The organism is Chryseobacterium sp. GW821-FHT04C04 (genome assembly GCF_059420365.1).
On record NZ_JBWKTO010000001.1, the window covers coordinates 720,548 to 740,052 of the forward strand.

The 19,505-nt window shown below is 35.6% G+C and carries 21 protein-coding genes; 14 read left to right on the forward strand and 7 right to left on the reverse strand.

Annotated features, from left to right (window positions below):
* Positions 1–74 precede the first annotated feature (74 nt).
* From AC07UM_RS03300 to AC07UM_RS03320, 5 genes are all read left to right on the forward strand, one after another.
* Complete coding sequence (locus AC07UM_RS03300) at positions 75–806, forward strand: hypothetical protein (protein WP_494682494.1); 732 nt, start codon at positions 75–77, stop codon at positions 804–806.
* A 61-nt stretch (positions 807–867) separates the two neighbouring features.
* On the forward strand, positions 868–1,434 hold the full coding sequence (locus AC07UM_RS03305; protein WP_494682493.1) for a Crp/Fnr family transcriptional regulator: 567 nt from the start codon (positions 868–870) through the stop codon (positions 1,432–1,434).
* A 56-nt stretch (positions 1,435–1,490) separates the two neighbouring features.
* Positions 1,491–2,072 (forward strand): peptide deformylase, encoded by a 582-nt coding sequence (gene def, locus AC07UM_RS03310; RefSeq protein ID WP_494682492.1) that lies wholly within the window; start codon positions 1,491–1,493, stop codon positions 2,070–2,072.
* Between the two features lie 54 nt (positions 2,073–2,126).
* Positions 2,127–2,531, forward strand: a complete 405-nt coding sequence (locus tag AC07UM_RS03315) for a hypothetical protein (RefSeq protein WP_494682491.1) — start codon at positions 2,127–2,129, stop codon at positions 2,529–2,531.
* Between the two features lie 37 nt (positions 2,532–2,568).
* Complete coding sequence (locus AC07UM_RS03320; protein ID WP_494682490.1) at positions 2,569–3,174, forward strand: hypothetical protein; 606 nt, start codon at positions 2,569–2,571, stop codon at positions 3,172–3,174.
* A gap of 220 nt (positions 3,175–3,394) precedes the next feature.
* On the opposite strand, the gene lpdA is transcribed toward AC07UM_RS03320, so the two are convergent.
* Positions 3,395–4,795, reverse strand: coding sequence for a dihydrolipoyl dehydrogenase (gene lpdA / locus AC07UM_RS03325; RefSeq protein WP_494682489.1), 1,401 nt, complete (start codon positions 4,793–4,795; stop codon positions 3,395–3,397).
* A gap of 99 nt (positions 4,796–4,894) precedes the next feature.
* Here lpdA and AC07UM_RS03330 point away from each other — a divergent pair, with 99 nt between their 5' ends.
* From AC07UM_RS03330 to AC07UM_RS03350, 5 genes are all read left to right on the forward strand, one after another.
* Positions 4,895–5,302, forward strand: a complete 408-nt coding sequence (locus AC07UM_RS03330) for a winged helix-turn-helix transcriptional regulator (protein WP_494682488.1) — start codon at positions 4,895–4,897, stop codon at positions 5,300–5,302.
* Positions 5,303–5,457: 155 nt separating this feature from the next.
* Positions 5,458–6,621, forward strand: coding sequence for an iron-containing alcohol dehydrogenase (locus AC07UM_RS03335; protein ID WP_494682487.1), 1,164 nt, complete (start codon positions 5,458–5,460; stop codon positions 6,619–6,621).
* A 298-nt stretch (positions 6,622–6,919) separates the two neighbouring features.
* Positions 6,920–7,381: a lipocalin-like domain-containing protein gene (locus AC07UM_RS03340; protein WP_494682486.1), complete on the forward strand. Its 462-nt coding sequence runs from the start codon at positions 6,920–6,922 to the stop codon at positions 7,379–7,381.
* 65 nt (positions 7,382–7,446) lie between these two features.
* Positions 7,447–8,103, forward strand: a complete 657-nt coding sequence (locus tag AC07UM_RS03345) for a GDSL-type esterase/lipase family protein (RefSeq protein WP_494682485.1) — start codon at positions 7,447–7,449, stop codon at positions 8,101–8,103.
* Between the two features lie 10 nt (positions 8,104–8,113).
* Complete coding sequence (locus AC07UM_RS03350) at positions 8,114–9,079, forward strand: tetratricopeptide repeat protein (RefSeq protein WP_494682484.1); 966 nt, start codon at positions 8,114–8,116, stop codon at positions 9,077–9,079.
* A 38-nt stretch (positions 9,080–9,117) separates the two neighbouring features.
* Here the strand turns inward: AC07UM_RS03350 and AC07UM_RS03355 are convergent, their stop codons facing one another.
* The 3 genes from AC07UM_RS03355 to AC07UM_RS03365 form a co-directional block, all read right to left on the reverse strand.
* Positions 9,118–10,470, reverse strand: coding sequence for a DEAD/DEAH box helicase (locus tag AC07UM_RS03355; RefSeq protein ID WP_494682483.1), 1,353 nt, complete (start codon positions 10,468–10,470; stop codon positions 9,118–9,120).
* Between the two features lie 164 nt (positions 10,471–10,634).
* Positions 10,635–11,144 carry a hypothetical protein gene (locus AC07UM_RS03360; protein ID WP_494682482.1) on the reverse strand — a complete coding sequence of 170 codons (510 nt, stop codon included), beginning with the start codon at positions 11,142–11,144 and terminating at the stop codon, positions 10,635–10,637.
* A gap of 63 nt (positions 11,145–11,207) precedes the next feature.
* Positions 11,208–12,857 carry an ABC1 kinase family protein gene (locus AC07UM_RS03365; protein WP_494682481.1) on the reverse strand — a complete coding sequence of 550 codons (1,650 nt, stop codon included), beginning with the start codon at positions 12,855–12,857 and terminating at the stop codon, positions 11,208–11,210.
* A 104-nt stretch (positions 12,858–12,961) separates the two neighbouring features.
* Here AC07UM_RS03365 and AC07UM_RS03370 point away from each other — a divergent pair, with 104 nt between their 5' ends.
* The 3 genes from AC07UM_RS03370 (at position 12,962) to AC07UM_RS03380 (ending at position 14,305) form a co-directional block, all read left to right on the forward strand.
* Positions 12,962–13,756, forward strand: coding sequence for a tetratricopeptide repeat protein (locus AC07UM_RS03370; protein ID WP_494682480.1), 795 nt, complete (start codon positions 12,962–12,964; stop codon positions 13,754–13,756).
* Between the two features lie 122 nt (positions 13,757–13,878).
* Positions 13,879–14,043 (forward strand): hypothetical protein, encoded by a 165-nt coding sequence (locus AC07UM_RS03375; RefSeq protein ID WP_165835285.1) that lies wholly within the window; start codon positions 13,879–13,881, stop codon positions 14,041–14,043.
* An 82-nt stretch (positions 14,044–14,125) separates the two neighbouring features.
* Positions 14,126–14,305, forward strand: coding sequence for a hypothetical protein (locus AC07UM_RS03380; protein WP_494682479.1), 180 nt, complete (start codon positions 14,126–14,128; stop codon positions 14,303–14,305).
* 61 nt (positions 14,306–14,366) lie between these two features.
* Here the strand turns inward: AC07UM_RS03380 and AC07UM_RS03385 are convergent, their stop codons facing one another.
* Entirely contained in the window at positions 14,367–15,875 is a 1,509-nt protein-coding gene (locus AC07UM_RS03385; RefSeq protein WP_494682478.1) for a carbon-nitrogen hydrolase family protein, read from the reverse strand.
* 54 nt (positions 15,876–15,929) lie between these two features.
* Here AC07UM_RS03385 and AC07UM_RS03390 point away from each other — a divergent pair, with 54 nt between their 5' ends.
* Positions 15,930–16,583 carry a hypothetical protein gene (locus AC07UM_RS03390; RefSeq protein ID WP_494682477.1) on the forward strand — a complete coding sequence of 218 codons (654 nt, stop codon included), beginning with the start codon at positions 15,930–15,932 and terminating at the stop codon, positions 16,581–16,583.
* Positions 16,584–16,690: 107 nt separating this feature from the next.
* On the opposite strand, the gene AC07UM_RS03395 is transcribed toward AC07UM_RS03390, so the two are convergent.
* Both AC07UM_RS03395 and guaA read right to left on the reverse strand, forming a co-directional pair.
* On the reverse strand, positions 16,691–17,656 hold the full coding sequence (locus AC07UM_RS03395; protein WP_494682476.1) for a hypothetical protein: 966 nt from the start codon (positions 17,654–17,656) through the stop codon (positions 16,691–16,693).
* Between the two features lie 200 nt (positions 17,657–17,856).
* Positions 17,857–19,386 (reverse strand): glutamine-hydrolyzing GMP synthase, encoded by a 1,530-nt coding sequence (gene guaA, locus AC07UM_RS03400; protein WP_494682475.1) that lies wholly within the window; start codon positions 19,384–19,386, stop codon positions 17,857–17,859.
* Positions 19,387–19,505: the final 119 nt, after the last annotated feature.

Sequence of the window (19,505 nt, forward strand, 5' to 3'; positions counted from 1 at the left end):
TCATGTAAATGAAATTTATATTAATTTTTGTTCGGGAAAATTGATTAGTTTTGGCTTCCTTTTAAAAACTTACCATGATCAAATTCAACTTCAATGCCGATGTGAATATCAAAACAAATGGAAATAAGGTCAATAAAAAGGGACTGAAGGTCATCTTAGTGGTATTTGGTTTGTTTTTTTTGATTGTTATTTCTTCAATAATAGGTTTTTTATTTTTCGTTTCTAATACTCTACATTCCATGCAGCAGGCTGTTGATGATTATAATGAACAATTAGATTCGATTGCTGCTTTACCGGTTCTGAAATGTAAAATCTATACTGATAAAACAATCATATCCCCTATGTCAGGAAAAGAGGCTGCCTTCTATTTTCTTCGTGTTGGTTATGTTAATTATAGTACTTATAAAATGACCAAACGTCCATCGGAAATTTATGAAAAGTTTGATTACAGCGTCATTGCAAAGTATCCTAAAAGGACTCAGCTTTCAGTCAATGGTCAATTATATCCTATTGATTTTAAACTATGTATCGCAGATAATATAAGTGGTGCAGAACATTTCACACAGGATACTTACTCCACCAATGACAAAACATCTTATTATTTAAAAAATTATAGACCAACAGAAAATCACAAGATCTCTCTCTTAAAAAATCAGCACCCATGGGTCAACTCATTTCTTGAACCCTATGGTTTAACCAATCTGCTGGTGAAAGAATATGTTTTTAAAAATGGTGATTCGGTTTATATCAAAGGTAAAATTGAAAATGGCCGAATTGTTCCGTTTGTGGAACATATGATCAACTAATCTTCTAAAAGACTGTTTCTGCAGGTTTAATTTCGTTAACTTTGTAAGATAATTCAACTCAATGGGCTATATCAGAGAATATTACGAACAGATCGTCAAGCTGCAGGAATCGGAATGGGCATTTATAGCAGGACATTTTCACAGAAAAGTTTTTGCTAAGAATGAAATTTTTACTCAGCAGGGTGATACAGAGAATTACTTATCTTTTATAGAGTCCGGATTGGTAAGATTTTATATTCCTGATGATGATTATGGCTATACCTTCAGTTTTAGTTTTGAAAAAGAATTCAGCTGTGCCTATGATTCTTTTCTTACCCAAACTCCTTCTGAGTACGAAATGCAAGCTCTGACAGAGACTGTGGTATGGCAGATTTCCTATGATGATCTGCAGAAGATCTACAGCCAGACTAATGTAGGGAATCATTTGGGACGTTTTGCTTCTGAAAAACTGTTTCTGGCCAAAAGCAAAAGAGAGCTTTCTTTACTGAAACTTACTGCGAAAGAACGCTATCTGAAGTTATTTACAGAACAACCGGAAATGTTGAGGCGGGTTCCTTTAAAATATATTGCTTCCTACATCGGAATTACACCGCAGGCTTTAAGCAGAATCCGCAGACAGATTAATTAACATAGGTTCATTGTATATCCTTTCTCTTCTGCTGAACTTTGCTGAAAAATACGACAATGAATTTATCTATTCTCGCCTATGGAAACCGCATTTTAAAGCAGAAATGTCTGCAGATTGAAGAAAACACTCCTGACCTACAGACATTGATAGCCGATATGTGGGATACCATGGAAAACGCCAATGGCTGCGGTCTTTCCTCCTCTCAAATCGGAAAACCTTTACAGCTTTTCATTGCTGACAGTCAAGTGGCTTTTGAAAATTTTGATTCGGAAGACCGAATCCTGTACTTTGAGAAAAATGACAAAGGCATAAAAGAAACTTTTATCAATGCAAAAATTCTCCACACTTCCGAAGAAACCTGGGAAGATTACGAAGGATGTCTGAGTATTCCCGGACTTTCTCAAAAGGTAAAGAGACCCTGGGAAATTACTATTGAATACCTGGATCAGGATTTTATAAAGCATACTAAAGTCTTCACGGGTTTAACAGCCAGAATTATCCAGCATGAATATGATCACACGCAGGGAATTTTATATACCGACCGCCTGAAACCTCTTACAAAAAAATTGATGGAGTCTAAGCTTAAAAAAATTGTCTGTGGGAATATTGCTGTGGGATATCCGATGAAGTTTTTATAATTTTGATTACAAAACATTAATAACTAATTTTACTTTTCACACCATCCATAATCCATGAAAAAAATATTGACTTTTTTACTCATAACACTTCTGTTCATCTCATGTGAAAAAGATTGTTACAATGCACCATTACCCATCCTTTTTAAGTTTGTAGATTCTAATGATGAAAATCTGATTGCCAACGGGACATTGACAAGCTATTCAATTCAGGAAGAAAATAATGCCAGTGTACAATTATCCAAAACATCCGACAATATGGTTATTTTGGAAAACGTAGGTGCTTATAATGGTACAAAAAAATATAATTTCTCTTCCAATGTTAAATCTTTTGATTTTTCAATACAATCATCAGAATTTAAAGGAGGTTGTGATGGCTATCAAATCAATAAATTAACATTTACAGGCATAGGTATTGATGTAACTGATGAAAAAGGATATTATAAAATTGTATTCAAATAATTCTCTTTCTTAAATTTGCACTGGAAACACATTCTCTATGAAAGTAATCATCACATTTTCTCTGATATTCTCCAATCTGCTTTACAGCCAGATCAAGGTTCCTGATGATTATAAAAAAATTCCTGACATTCTTGATACCGTAGATTATCTCTATCCGTTTATGATACCAGCTAAAGACTATGCTTACTGGCGGGTTTTCAGCAATGATATTGATTATGAAAAAGCAGTGATCTATGAAAGTCAGGCTCCCGACTTTATGACGATCAATGAACCTGTTCCTGAAAGAGGTTTTTTCCAGAAATGTATTGGAAACAGCTGTTTCTCATATATTCTGGCGTGCAAAAATGAAAGATCTGTTTATTTTTCTAATGAACAACAGTTGAGAGATTTTATCGGAACGGTAGATAACCTTCCTGAGGCTATTTTACAGGCAAAAACATATGGTTATTCTGTAGATACCAGTAACCGCTTTACTGGGGCCTATAAAATTGAAGACCGTCATATTTCGATGTATCTTATGCAGTCTAAAGGCTGCCCGGCTGTGAAAGAATCTTTTTTAGTTAAAATCAATAGAAAAACCGGAAAACTGGAAGCGAAAAGCAATGGTATTTATGCGAAGGATGAGAACTGTTCTTCTTTGTAATAGATTTTTTGAAAATGCTAAGGCGTAAGGATTTTATCTGTGATAAAATTGATAACCTAATATTTTAAACCATTAAGATTTTTTAAGCTGATACAGAATAGTTAAGGGAATAGCTAAAGCTATTTTTTAGTGATCTTCTTTATTTCCCCTTCAGATATAGATCTTAATTATTCTTCACTTCTTCACAGATCTTAATGGTTTAATTTTAATATTGCTTCTTTTATATATTAATCGCTCCCTGCCCAGAAGCAATCAGGTAAGCTTCTTTCAACGTTTCAGAATAGGTTGGATGGGCATAGGAAATACGGAACATATCTTCTGCAGTCACTTCAAATTCCTGGGCCATAACACCTTGGGCGATCAGGTCAGCAGCTCTGGCTCCAATGATATGAACCCCCAACACTTCACCATATTTCGGATCTACCAAAACTTTGGCAAATCCTTCCATGTCCATTGAAGCCCGGGCCCTTGCACTGGCTGAAAATGGGAATTTCCCTACATTATAGGCTATATTATTATTTTTCAAATATTCTTCAGTATATCCTACTGAAGCTACTTCCGGCCAGGTATACACTACAGAAGGAATTCGGTTGTAATGGATGTGGCGTTTTTGTCCGTTAATGGTTTCGGCTACAAAAACGCCCTCTTCTTCAGCTTTGTGAGCCAGCATTGCTCCCCCAATAACATCTCCGATAGCATAGATATTAGAGGCTGATGTCTGATTATTTTCATTCACTTTGATAAATCCTCTCTCATCAAGCTGTACATCTGTATTTTCAAGACCGAGACCTTTTACATAAGGACTCCTTCCTACTGCAACCAAAATATAATCTGCTTCCAGCGCTCCTTCTTCCCGATTTTTATCTTTAAAAAACACTTTGGCTGCAGAACCTGTATTCTCTGTTTTATAAACAGCCTGATTAAGACGAATATCAATTCCTTCTTTTTTAAGAATTTTCTGGAGATTTTTTCCCAGTTCATGATCCATCGCAGCAATCAGATGGTCTGCATATTCCAGAATGGTCACTTTTGTTCCGATACGGGTGAAAATAGAAGCCATTTCTACCCCGATTACTCCTCCTCCAATAATTACCATAGATTCCGGTTTTTCTTGTAAAGACAATGCCTCCGTGGAAGTAATGATTCTTTTTTTATCAATTTCCACTCCCGGAATACTTGAAGGTTTTGAACCTGTCGCAATGATATAATGTTGTGCAGTAATCTCTTTTACTTCAGATCCGTTTACAATTTTCACAGTAGAATTATTGACAAATCCTGCTGTTCCTGTTAGCCTTGTAATTTTATTTTTATTCATTAAAAAGTCGAGACCTCCGATATTCTTTGAGACTACATCTGCCTTTCTCCTGTACATTTGTGAGAAATCCAGTTCAATAGTATCCAGCTTAATCCCATGCTCATTGAATTTATGCTGTGCATCTGCATAATGATGGGTGCTGTCCAGTAAAGCTTTGGTTGGAATACAGCCTACATTGGTACATGTTCCCCCCAAGGTATCATACTTCTCTATAATCACTGTTTTGTATCCCAGCTGTGCACTTCTTATGGCTGCTACATATCCTCCGGGTCCTGAGCCTATTACGGCAATGTCATAATGATCCATTTGATTTATTAATTTTTTATGATTAAATTTACTTGCAAAATAAAAGTAAAATTAACACAAACACTTTTATTTTGCAAGTATTATTTTAACATTAACAAAATGAGTAAAAAAAGATCCACCTGTCCGATCAGCTGTTCACTGGAAATGTGGGGTGACAAATGGTCCCTGCTCATCATAAGAGATCTTATGCTGAAAAAAGAATGTACCTATGGAGACTTTCTTAAAGCAGATGAAAAAATTGCCACCAACATCCTGGCTACCAGGCTTCAAAATCTATTGGACAATGGCATTATTGATAAGAAAGACCATCCGGACAGCAAATTGAAAATTCTGTATTTCCTGACTCAAAAAGGAGTTGACCTTATCCCTGTAATTGTGGAGATCAATCTTTGGGGAGATCAATACCTGACTATTCCTGATGACCGGAAAAAGCTTCTGGAAGATATAAAAAGGGATAAGGAAGATTTTATAAAAAGGGCAAAAGCCTTTCTTTCTCCTGAAGTTTAATGAGCTTATAAATGGATAAAAAAGAACTATTACCAATACTTCTAAACAGCTAACGGCAATAGTTTTCATAAAATTTAATAATAGCAATTTTAAAATTTCATTAACTCAGTTTTCCTTTTTCATTCCGTAAATTTGACTAAAATAAATTTAGAACAATGCTTAATTTCGAGTTTAAAAATCCTACAAAAATACTTTTCGGGAAAGGCGAAATCGCTAAAATTTCCAAAGAAATTCCTAAGGATGCAAGAATATTAATGATTTACGGTGGTGGAAGCATCAAAAATAATGGAGTATATGACCAGGTAAAAGAGGCTTTGAAACATCATGAAGTATATGAATTTGGCGGAGTTCCTGCCAATCCAGAATACGAAGTCTTAATCAATGCCCTTAGCTTTATTAAAGAAAAAAGCATCACTTACCTTCTTGCTGTAGGCGGAGGATCTGTGATTGACGGAACCAAGTTTATCTCTGCAGCAGCCCATTATGATGGTGAGCCATGGGATATTCTGAAAATGCCGGTAAGGACATTTGAAGGGCAGGGAATGCCTTTTGGAAGTATTTTGACGCTTCCTGCAACTGGTTCTGAGATGAATTCAGGATATGTAATCTCAAGGAGAGAAACCAATGAAAAACTGTCTTCAGGGGGTCCTGGACTTTTCCCACAATTTTCTGTGTTAGATCCGGAAGTCATCAGGTCCATTCCAAAAAACCAAATCGTTAACGGAATTACAGATGCGTACACTCACGTATTAGAGCAATATATGACAGCTCCTTCTTCTGCCGACCTTCAGGAGAGAATTGCGGAAAGCATTCTGATCAGTCTTCAGGAAACAGCTCCTAAAGTGTTGGCCGATGACTTCAATTATGAGGCTGCTGGAAACTTTATGTGGTGCTGTACAATGGCTCTGAATGGATTGATCCAGAAAGGAGTGATCACAGACTGGGCAGTACATGCAATGGGTCACGAACTGACTGCCTATTTTGGTATCGATCATGCGAGAACTCTGGCAATCATTGCTCCGTCACACTACCGTTACAATTTTGAAGATAAAAAAGGAAAACTGGCACAATATGCTGAGAGAGTTTGGGGCATAAAGGACGGAACTGTAGAAGAAAAAGCAGAACTGGGAATCAAAAAAATGGAAGAATTCTTCCACAGTCTTCACATTAAAACCAAACTTTCTGAATATACAGAGGACTTTAACGGAACGGCTGAAAAGGTTGAAAAAGCCTTTACAGAAAGAAATTGGGTAGGTCTTGGAGAGTATAAAAAGCTGACTCCGCAGGATGCTTATAAAATTGTGGAGATGAGCTACTAGACATTCAAAGTTTCACTTTAAAGTTATGATGTCCCGTTTTAAGCTTTGGCTGAAGCTGGATTGAATGAAAATAGATGGTAAGCGGGCTATGGTCCGCTTCTTTTTATTTTGGTTGTTGTATTGAAAATGCTTTATTTCTTTAAATCAATTTTAATATTTTAACTGCTTTAATCTGCTCAAAAATAGTGATTCGCTGTTCAGAATTATTCAATTTACAAACATTCGTTTAAAAAGTCGTTATTTCATTATAGATATTTCAAATTTATTTATATTTTAGCATATTCTTAAATTTGTGAAAATGAAAAAACAGCTACTTTTATTTGCCTTTTCTGCCCTAGCGCTTACTTCTTGTAAAGATGACAATCTTGATGCATACGAAATGGATATCATGAAGGGAGATTGGAAGGAAGTTAAAAGGGAAGTAATTTCCGGAAAAGATAATAAAACAGTGCTTTATACTGAAACTTTAACAGGGTGTGCAACCAAAAATACTCTTTTCTTAAGAACAGATTATTATGTAAGCTACACAGCGTATACGGGAGAAGGTGCCAACTGTACTGCAGCTCCGAAAACTGAAGGAAGATATACCTACGATGCTGATTCAAAGGTTATAGGAATCAAACTTGGTGATGATGCATCAATCAACTACAAAGTGGAGGTCTTGACAGGCAAAGATCTTAAACTTGCTCAGCAATCAGGAATCTTTGATATGAATGGAGATAAAATTCCTGACATTCCTTACGTTACCTACAAAAGATAAATCATAGACTCCCGTTAATCGGGAGTTTTTTATTATTTTTATATCTAAATTTAAAACTGAATATAATGAAGAAGATTCTTACAGCATTTCTATTGCTGTGTTTTACGATTGCCTTTTCTCAGGAAAAAAAGCCGATGTTCTGGCAGGACATTCAGGAATTCAAAAAACAGGATCAGCAAAACCCGCCACAAAAGGATGCTATTTTATTTCTGGGGAGCTCATCATTCACCAAATGGACTGACATCGCTGATTATTTCCCTGGCAAAACGATTATCAATAGAGGATTCGGGGGATCAAGGCTTACAGATCTTAATGATTTTGCGAATAATCTTTTAGCCCCTTATCAACCTAAGCAGATCATTATTTACTGTGGTGAAAATGATTTTGCAGACAATCATCAGTTAAAAGCACAGGTTGTTGTCGACAGATACAAAGCTTTTTATAAAAAAATACGTGAACGATTTCCTGCTATTGAAGTAGATTATATCTCGATCAAATACTCGCCGAGCAGAGAAGTGATCTGGCCACAAATGAAAGCTGCCAACAAAAAGATCGCTGCTTTTATGAAAAAAGAACCTCACGCCGCATTCATTGATGTGACTAAAGCAATGGAAGATGCTAACGGAAACGTAAGAAAAGATATTTTTGTGGAAGATATGCTTCATTTTAAACCGGAGGGGTATAAAATCTGGACTAAGATAATTACTCCTTACCTGAAATAAACTACAACCCATGATAAAAAAACCAGTAACCATTTTATTCTTTGTTTTATTGTATTCTCTTTCATTTTCTCAGGAGAAACCGAATGAAAAAACAGTTATTCAGGAACTTTCAGACAATGCCTGTAAGTGTGCTGATTCTATTAGTCTGTCTAACCGGAAGAAGGAAGATATCCTAAAAGATGTTCATGAATGTATTGATAAATACGCAGGAGCACTTCAGATATCAACTCTTCTGAAAAGAGCAGAAAAACAGTCAGAAAAAGCCCCTGAAGTGAATGGAAAAAAGCAGATTAACCTAACTTTTAATACCAGCAAGGATTCACAGCAGTACAAAGACAGCTATAATGAACTTGAGCGCTATCTGATGCGAAACTGCGAAAGTGTACAAAGAGCTACCAAAACCACCGAAACAGATTATGACAAGTTCTCAAAGAATAATACTGCACTTGATTTCTATCAGAAAGCCGTTGGCGCATCCAAACAGGAAAACTGGAAGGAAGCAATTCTGAATTATGAACAAGCTGTAAAGATTGATCCAAAATTTATTTATGCATGGGATAATCTGGGAATCTGTTATAGAAGAGTTGGAGAATATGATAAGGCCCTTAACGCTTATAAGCAGTCACTGGCTGTTGATCCGAAAGGTAAAATGCCTTTACAGAATATCGCAATAACGTATGTTTATAAGAAGGAATATCAGAAAGCTATTGATGCGTATAATGATTTTGACAAAGCATATCCAGGTGATCCGGAGGTTTATTATGGAATGGGACAAGTGTATTTTACTCATTTGAAAAATAATGAGAAGGGACTCGATAATATCTGCAAAGCCTACACAATTTATACTAAGCAGAAATCTCCTTACCGATCTGATGCAGAAACCATGATAGGCTATATCTACAAAAGTATGAAGGAGGAAGGCAAAACAGATCAGTTTAAGGAAATTTTAAAAAACAACAAGATCCAATTTGATTAGAAAAATAAAAACTCCCAAAAAATGGGAGTTTTTTTATCTTATTTCTTTCTTTTCGATTTCGATATTGCTTTCTGCTGAGCTCTGTTGGCCCCGAATTTCTTAGGAGTTTTTCTTTTGGAAGGACCACCCCAGTTTTCTTTTGTATTTTTACTTTTCTTCTCGTGGAAAGCTCCTCCTCCGTCATTTAGTTTTACCTGTACAGGGTTTTTCATAACAACCTGATCTTCTTCAGCAGCAATCTTTTTAGGATTGATTTTAACGTCTTCCGGGAATTCATTAAACTTCAATTCTTTATCCATCAATAGCTCTATATCAAGAATCAAAGGTTCTTCTTTTTTAGCTACAAAAGTAATTGCCTTTCCTTCTTTATCTGCTCTACCTGTTCTACCGATTCTGTGAATATACTGTTCCGGAATATCAGGCGTTTCAAAGTTGATTACATGGGTAATGTTTGAAATATCAAGACCTCTTGCCATTACATCCGTGGTAATCAAACCTCTGATCTCTTCATTTTCAAAACTTTTCATCGCTTTCAGCCTGTAATTCTGAGATTTGTTCGAGTGAATCACATCAAACTGCTCAGGGAAAAGTTCATCAATTTTGGTAAAGAGCAGGTCAGCATGTTTTTTATTATTATTAAAAATCAACACCTTAGACATATCTGCATTGTTCTTCAGCAAATGTTCAAGTAAATTGATCTTCGTATTAAAGTTTTCTACTTTATAAGCAGTCTGTTCAATTTTTTCAAGCGGCGTTCCAGATTTTGCCAATGAAATTTCTATAGGATTTGCAAAATACACATCCAACATTTCATCTACAGCTTCTGTCATGGTTGCAGAGAAAAGAATATTTTGTCTCTTCGCCTTCATCATTTCAAAAATATGAGTAAGCTGGGGTCTGAAACCTAAGTTAAGCATCTCATCAAATTCGTCAATGATCAGTTTCTGAACTTCTTTCAGAGAAATAGCATTATCTATGGAAAGGTCCATCACTCTTCCTGGAGTTCCAACCAAAATATCACAACCATTATTGAATAACAGTTTCTGAGTATTGATATTTTTCCCTCCGTATATTCCAATGACTCTTGCAGTAATATTTTCTGTCAATTTCTCAAGAATTTCAGTTACCTGTACGACCAATTCTCTTGTAGGAACAAGTACCAAAACCGTTGGATTCCCTGTTTTGCTGTATTTCCAAGCTTTAAGAACGGGTAAAAGATAAGCTAATGTTTTCCCGGTTCCCGTCTGTGCAATTCCCATCACATCTCTCCCCGAAAGAATAGGCTTCAAGCTTTTCTCCTGAATGGGTGTAGGCTCAAATAATTCTAAATCCGCTAAAACATCAAGAATTTTAACCGGCAGGTCAAAATCTGCAAAAGTGAGTTTTTCCATTTTGCAAAGATAGGTATTTAATTAGAAGTTGAAAATTAGAGGCAGCAGATATTAGATAGCAGGTGATAGGTATTCCAACTAAAGAATATTTCCTGATCCTATAAAATGAATCAATATTGTATTTTGTACGCAACTATCAATACAATAACAAGCCACTTTATTCTCTAATTCACTTTAACACTGGTACTTTTGATTTTGATGTCATCATCTTCCCATTTGCTTGAGGTAACGATAACGTATCCTTTCTTTTTCGGATCTTTTTTGATGGGAAATTTGTCCTCTTCCCACTGGTTACAATGGGTGGAAATAGAAGGAATTAAAAGCTTCCAGCCCGATTTCCCTGATGTATACACCAGAAATCCCCGCCAACAGCTTGTACACCATCCGGGATAGATTCCAATTTCATCTTTTCCATCCTCATTAAGATCTCCAAGGTTGTATAAAGTTCCGTCATAAGCCGGCGAAACAGTAAACGGTTTTATCTTTTTATCACTGAAATAAACAGTGGTTTCACATTTTCCGTCACATTCATCAGTACAATCACTGACTTTCGTATAGGCATATTCATTGGTTCCGTTTCCGTCAAAATCGCCCTGTACTTTCTCCTCTTTTCCTTCCTGAGCCCAACAATATGAGCTGAATAAGGTAATGACTGTTATAATAAGTGTTTTCATTGTTATTTTTTGATTGTAAAATGCGGGATCGGAATACATCCATTTTCAGCATTAGCTTTTTCATCACTTCCTCGTAACTCTCAGCAAAAGTATTAAAACAAGAATCACTGAAAAAACAAAACCTAATACCGCCACCAAAGATAGCTCACCTATTCTCGGCCCGGATTCTGAGGAAAAAACAATGGCTGTCGCTATAATATTTGCGCCTAAAATCATGGCTAAAATCAGATTGACCACACTGGATTTGATCAGCTGATTGGTTTTATCAATATTCTTGATCTCACTGGAAATGGTAAACTTATTTTCATCCAGCTTTTGGAGAACAGAACGTAGCTCTTTCGGAATTTCATCCACATTATCTGTGAAATTCATCATCCTGTCCATTCCTGTTTTCAAAAGATTCTTAGGACTTATTTTTCTGGTGAATATCTTCTTTGTATAGGGATGAAGACTTTTAACGATATCCAAGTCAGGATTGATATTTCTTCCAACTCCTTCTATCAGACTAATTCCTTTGAATAAAAGATAGAAATAATCTGGCATATAAAGCCTGTTGTCTTTCAAAATATTCTTCATCTTGTTGATCATCACCTGAACATTAATTTCCTGCAATGATGAGCTGTGCACAAAATTCAGAATATCTTCCACATCATTTTCGAACCTTCTCTCGTCGGGAATTTCATAGCTTATCGCCATTTTCTTGAGGTAACGGACTATTTTATGAGAGTTTTTAGCGACAAAACTTATAATAAGATTTTCAAGAATTTCTTTATCATTAGGCTGAATTTTTCCTACAGCCCCAAAATCAATGAAAACTATTTTGCCGTCTTTTTTTACCAGAATATTTCCGGCATGAGGATCGGCATGAAAAAATCCGTAGTCTAAAATCTGGGAAACAAACAATCTCAATCCTGCTTCAGAAACGTTTACAGGATCAATACCATTCGCCAAAAGAACAGATTTATCAGTCACCTTTATCCCATCAATAAATTCCATACAAAGAATATTATTGTTGGAAAATTCTTCGTAGACTTTAGGAACGTAGGTTTCTTTATTATTCTTAAAATTCAGACGAAACTGAAGGATATTATTTCTCTCATTCGTCAAAGAAACTTCTTCCAGCAATGATCTTTCAAAAGTGGAGATCGCCTGTTTCATATTAAGCTTCTCTCCTATCTCCGAATAAGTAGAAATCAGTTTTTCAATATCTTTGATGAGCAGCAAATCGTCTTCAATAACAGACTGAACATCGGGTTTTCTGAGTTTTAAAATAACAGGGCTTCCATCCTTCAAAACGGCTTTATAGACTTGTGCAATGGAGGCTGTAGCCAGAGGTTCTTTCTGAATTTCCAGAAAATAATCTTTCACGGAAATATTGAATTCACTCTCTAGTGCTTCTTCAACATTCATGTCTACCACTTCTACTTTGTCCTGAAGTTTTTGCAGCTCCTGAATCAGTTCCGGAGGTAAAAGATCTTCTCTGCTGCTGAATGTCTGACCAAGCTTTACAAAGGTAGGTCCCAACTCTTCGAGAGCCAGTCTTATCCTTTCATACACTGTTCCTTTTGAAATAATTTCATCTGAATTACCGGAAGCCTCTTCCTGTTTATTCCCTCCATTCATCCTTGCCAGCATATCTTTAAATCCATATTTACTCAATACGGAAATCAGTCTTGCGGATCTTTTCAGTTTTCTTTGCTGCTTGTCAAACATAGTGTTTCAATAGTAAGTGCAATTTACTCCAAAAATTGTTCCTATTTTTATTAAATTAGAGAACAGAAAACTATTATACCATCCCTATGAAAAAAGCTTTATTCATGTTGCTCTGTTTCTTGAATATTCATATCCTTTTCGGACAATCCAACTATGATTTAGGTTATAGAGAATATGATAATCAAAATTTTCAAAAGGCTATCTCTTATTTTGACAAAGCGATCAGTGCCAAGGAGAATATTCTTGATTCTTATTTATATAGAGGAATGTCCTATCTTTTTCTATATGAGGGTCAAAAATCTAAAGAAGATTTTGATAAAGTGCTTGAATTAGACCCACAAAACACGAAGGTTTATACTTTTTATGGAAAATATTATGCATTAACCAATCAGTTTGCCAAAGCGGTAGAAAGCTATACTATAGCATTGAAAAGAATGCCTGATGATTATAGACTGTATGGTGAACGAGGTGCCTCTAAAGCTGAACTGGGAATGTATAGTGAAGCTCTTACTGATGCTGATATCTCTATACAAAAGCTCCCAAAAAATTATAGAGGATATCTGAATCGGGGATACGTCAAAATGCGTATGGACAAATATGCTGAAGCTGTTGAGGACCTCAATACTTCATTAGCTATACAAAAATCAGAAAAAGGCTATGAATACAGAGGAACAGCCTATGCTTTATTAAAAAAATATGATGCTGCATTACAGGATTTTGAAAAGGCTCTGGAATACAATCCGGACAATCCGCTTGTTCTTTACTATCAAGGAGAAGTTTTATTATCCACAGGGCAAAAAGAAAAAGCCTGCAAAAGTCTTTTAAAGAGCAAAGAATTGGGAAATAATGATATTGATGATGTTATTTCTAAAACCAAATGTTTAGAAATTAAAAAATAACAACATATAATCAGGATTTTAAAGAATAAAAACAACCATAATAACAAAAATAAACAATTAGTGATAAAGTTTAATATAATTATATATATTTACGGCGTACAAACAAAACAAAAGTATTAGACATGAAAAATTTACGTAACAACAAACTTTCAAGAGAACAATTAAAAGGGATTGCAGGAAGCGGAATCATTATCGGAAACTGCTCTAACCAATGCTGCCCTACAGATGGAAGACCAAGATGTCCAAGACTGATCTGCCCTGCAGTAGTATGTCCTCAGTACATGTAATTTACTTCGGTAAGTAACAATAAAAGCGATAAAAAATTCGGTTTTTATTGTATACCACCATACTTAATCAAAAAATATTCAAATGAAAAATTCACGTAACAACAAACTTTCAAGAGAACAATTAAAAGGAATTTCAGGAAACGGGGTCAGTACCAATAAAAACTGTACTTATGATTGCTGTCCTACGGATGGAAGGCCAGTATGTCAAGATTTCATGTGCCCTGATGTAATTTGCCCTGGTACAATTCCTCTTGAGTATTAATAAAATACTCCATTAAATTTTAGGTAAAAATAAAAACAGAATGCAGATGCATTCTGTTTTGTTATTTAAGATAGGTATCATAAAGGTCTCTTCTGCGGTCTTTCATCACCTGAACTGAGCCGTTATGATGAAGGTCTTTCAACAGATTCAAATCCACATCTACAATCAGGGTCATTTCTGTATTCGGAGTTGCTTCTCCTTTCACCGCATTGGAAGGAAAGGCAAAATCCGAAGGGGTAAATACAGCAGCCTGTCCGAACTGAATGTCCATATTGTTTACTCCCGGCAGGTTACCCACACAACCCGCAATAGCCACATAACATTCATTTTCTATGGCTCTAGCGGCAGCACAGTGACGCACCCTGATATAAGCATTCTGGGTATCTGTAAGGTAAGGAACAAAAAGAATCTTCATCCCCTGATCGGCCAGAATTCTCGGTAATTCCGGAAATTCTACGTCATAGCAGATCACAAGTCCTATTTTTCCGCAGTCGGTATCAAAAACTTTGATCTCGTTTCCTCCTTTCATTCCGTAATACTTTTTTTCGTTCGGAGTGATGTGGATTTTTCTATATTCATCAATACGCCCATCACGGTGCAGCAGGTAGCTGACATTATATAAATCATTATTATCAGGATCAAAAACAGGCATACTTCCCGAAATAATATTGACATTATAACTGATCGCCAGTTCAGAAATTCTATTTTTTATTTCTTCGCTTAATTTAGCCAGCTCGATCATACTGTCTCTTTCTGAAAGCTTATTGAAGGGTGCTAAAAGCGGAGTATTGAAAAGTTCCGGAAAAAGAACAAAGTCTGATTTATAGTCTCCCATTACATTAACAAAGAACTCTACCTGCTCATAAAAAGCATCGATATTTTTAAAATGCCTCATCTGCCATTGTACCAGTCCTAAGCGGATGATGCTATCTTGCATCGTATTGGGTTTTTTGCTGTAATAGATATTGTTCCACTGCAGCAAAACAGCATTTTCCAATGATGATTCATCTTCGGGAAGATATTTTTTCAGGATCTTTATGGGAAGAAAGTTATTGGAAAGCTGGAAGGACAACACAGGATCATAAATTTCCTTATCTCTCACTCTTCGGATATATTCTCTTGGAGAAAGTTCATCACTATATTTATGATAGTTCGGAATTCTTCCCCCCAGAACAATTGATTTTAGATTGAGCAGCTCACACAATTCTTTTCTGGCATCATACAATCTTCTTCCCAGACGCAGCTCCCGAAATTCCGGATCAACAAAAACTTCTATTCCATATAATACATTTCCTGTTGACAAATGGGTGTTGAATGTATAATTTCCTGTAATATCAACATAGGTATGATCGTCCCCAAATTCGTCATAATTCACGATAATGGACAGCGCTACAGCAGCTAACTTCCCATCTACGGTAATACAAATCTGACCTTTAGGAAATATTCTCGTAAGTTTTTCTATACTTTTTTTAGACCAGATAGATTCAGACATCTGAGGATACGCCCTTTTCATTGTCACAACCAATTCATCATAATCCTGAACAGTCAGGGGTCTCGTTTCTATTTGCATTTGATATAATTTTACTTAAATTTAAGGAAAAATAATTAAGAAAATATAATAGAAGTGGGTACTTACATAAAATACACTGATGAAAATAATATTGAAATACTCAAAGAACAGGTGCATAAGCTTTCAGAATTCAACTGTTTGACTTATGATTCTACTACTAACGAGCTTAAAAAAATAGAACGGTTTTTAAAAAACTACAGAACACAACAAATTGAACAATTAGGAGGTGAGGTTTATCTCTCTCCGGAAGATAATGTACCGGAAGTAATTACCAATCATACAGATATCGGGTCGTTTGGTAAGCCTTGGACATTTTATTATAATAAAGAAAAGAACAATAAGGGAGAGGCTCAATGGGAGTCTGTATTTTATCGTAATGGCAGTCTGTTTGGCAAAGGTATTTTTGTATTTGATGATAGAAATAGAAAATTAGCCGGATGCGCAATAGATTTAATAACAGGCCTCACAAATGATAAATTTAAAAATTTTTATGGTAATCCTTCGGTATTTGATGATGAATTCCAAAACGAAACCATTCCTAATATTCAATTTAAATATAAAGAAGATGATTCTATCGATGAAATTTATTTTCAGGATGAGGATTATTCGTTGAGAGACTTTCTAAATAATGACGAAATAAGTATGAAATTCAATTGGAAAGAAAACACCTATTATCATTCTTTTGAGCCCCTGTTTTCTTCAAATTAAAAGCAAAATCCCACCCGTTTGGGTGGGATTTATATAGTAAATTCAATAGTGAATTGTTTCTGCTTAATTATTTCATTTGATTGTATAAAAAAATGGATTCAAATGGATTAGTTTACTACCCCGAATTTTTTATTCTTAAAGTCCAGTATAACAATGTTATTGACAAAAAAAGCATTTCCTGTTAAACCATCTACATTTTCAGCTTTATTAAACTCCTGAAGTCTCTTATTATCGTTATACCAGGCATAATCATTTTCCAGTTTTCTTTTTCCCAGATACACTTTTTCTTTAATCGGGCGTCCATAGAATTTAACCTTTTCTCCCCATGAATTGGCAATAATAGTGTCTGTTTTGCTGGTTTGATCTACCAATGAAGTCCACAATTCTTTGCTGGTATTGATAGGAAATAAGCTTGCTCCTGTATCAAACAAGAACCAGTGGGTTTTATTGGCAATAGTGAGTGGAATGTGTAACCTGCCATTATTAGATTTAGCATCTACAAATGTTGCCACTTTTCTCCAGTGGCTATCTAATGAATCAAGGACACACATTCTTTTATTTGGATAGTCGATCACTAATATTTTATTTTCAAATACATCGGCGCCCAAAGTTCCTATGTGTTTGGGCTTCTTGGTAAACAGTGAGTCTTTAGGGATTTTTTCTCCGTAATTGTCTTTATACATCAAATTATCTTTAGACAATTTCCCAAATTGATAGATCAATCCTTTTGTCTTGTATACAGTCTTCCCGCCATTATCTGTAGACTTAGAGCTTTCTATGAGAAAGTTTTTTATTTCGCTTTCTGTATAGTAGCTATTTATTGCATTTCCGTAGATCAGTGTTGCATCACTTCCCAGATCAAACTGTAGGGTAAAATCAGCATTTAAATCATTTACTTTAACAGGAACAAGCATTGCCACTTTATCAAAATTCTTCCCTGAAATTTTTGCAGAATACCACGAAAACGGGAACCACGAATAATTTTCTGAAGAAGATTTATTTTTATGGGAAATCATACAGCTGGTCAGTATTGAACCCAGGCTGATCATTATTAGCACATGTTTTATTTTCATTTTCCGGAGATTAAGTTTTAATAGAATTATGACACTAAATGTATAATAATTCTACAGATAAACAATCTTTATCTATTTTTAACTTAAATATTGAAAATAAGGATCTAAGAACCTCAAAAATTGTCTATACATATTATGACAAAAAATCCTGTTTATAAAGATATAAACAGGATTTTTTTATTTTAAACGAGTCTTGCAAATTATTCCCACTCAATGGTTGCAGGTGGTTTGCTTGAAATATCGTAAGCTACTCTATTGATTCCTCTTACTTCGTTGATGATTCTGCTGGAAACAGTATCTAAGAACTCATAAGGAAGTCTGCTCCATGTGGCTGTCATAAAGTCGATGGTGTTGGCAGAACGAACTACAGCGGTGTATTCGTAAGTTCTCTCGTCTCCCATTACTCCTACAGATTTTACCGGAAGCAGCACTACAAATGCCTGAGATACTTTTTCGTAAAGGTCATTTTTGTATAATTCTTCGATGAAAATATCATCAGCTTCCTGAAGGATTCTTACTTTTTCAGCATCTACAGCTCCCAATACTCTGATTCCTAATCCAGGACCTGGGAAAGGGTGTCTGTATACCATGTGGTGAGGAATTCCTAATTCTTCTCCTACTCTTCTTACTTCGTCTTTGAAAAGCTCTCTTAATGGCTCTAATAACTCGAAGTCCATATCCTCAGGAAGTCCTCCCACGTTGTGGTGAGACTTGATTACTGCAGAGGGTCCGTTGACAGACTGGCTTTCGATAACGTCAGGGTAAATAGTCCCTTGAGCAAGGAATTTAGCACCTTCAATTTTGTGAGATTCTTCATCAAAAACATGGATAAATTCGTTTCCAATGATTTTTCTCTTCGCTTCAGGATCGTCTACTCCAGCTAGTTTGGTAAGGAATCTTTCTTTAGCATCCACCATTTTGATGTTCATATGGAAGTGCTCTCCATACTGACCCATTACTTTTTCTCCTTCATTCTTTCTCAATAATCCCGTATCTACGAAGATACAAGTCAGCTGATCACCAATCGCTTTGTGGATCAAAACTGCCGCTACAGAAGAGTCTACCCCTCCGGAAAGTCCAAGGATTACTTTGTTGTTTCCTACTTTCTCACGGATTTCCTCAACTGTTTTTTCAATATAATTTGTCAGTTTCCAGTTTTTCTCTGCATTACAGATTCCGAAAACGAAATTTTCAAGCATTTTCCCTCCTTCTTCTGTATGAGAAACTTCCGGGTGGAACTGGACACAGTAGATTTTACTCTCTTCGTTAGAGATAGAAGCAATAACGCCTGATTTTGCATTGAGTTCAAAACCTGCAGGCAAATCTCCTACTTCATCGAAGTGGCTCATCCAAACTACAGAATTCTGAGTAACTCCTTTCAATAAAGAACTTTCTTTAATGATCTCAAGGTTTGCTTTTCCGTATTCTCCTTTTTCTCCTTTGTTTACTTTTCCTCCTAAAAGATGAGCCGTCATCTGCATTCCGTAGCAAATACCCAGAACAGGAACTCCCTGCTCGTATAATGCTTTTTCAACCAGGTGGGCATTGTCTGCATTTACAGAACTTGGTCCTCCGGAAAGGATAATTCCTTTTGGCTGTTTTGCTAAAATATCTTGTAATGGTGTATTGTAAGGTAAGATTTCCGAGTATACTCCCATCTCACGGATTCTTCTTCCGATAAGCTGGTTGTACTGAGATCCGAAATCTAAAATAATAATACCGTTGTTCATTGTTGATAATTGATTTGTTTGAAAGATTTCAGATTTCAGACATCAGATTTCAGATTTTGTTCTGAAGTCTGGAATCTAGTATCTGAACTCTTATTTATAATATTAACTGTTTTACAAAA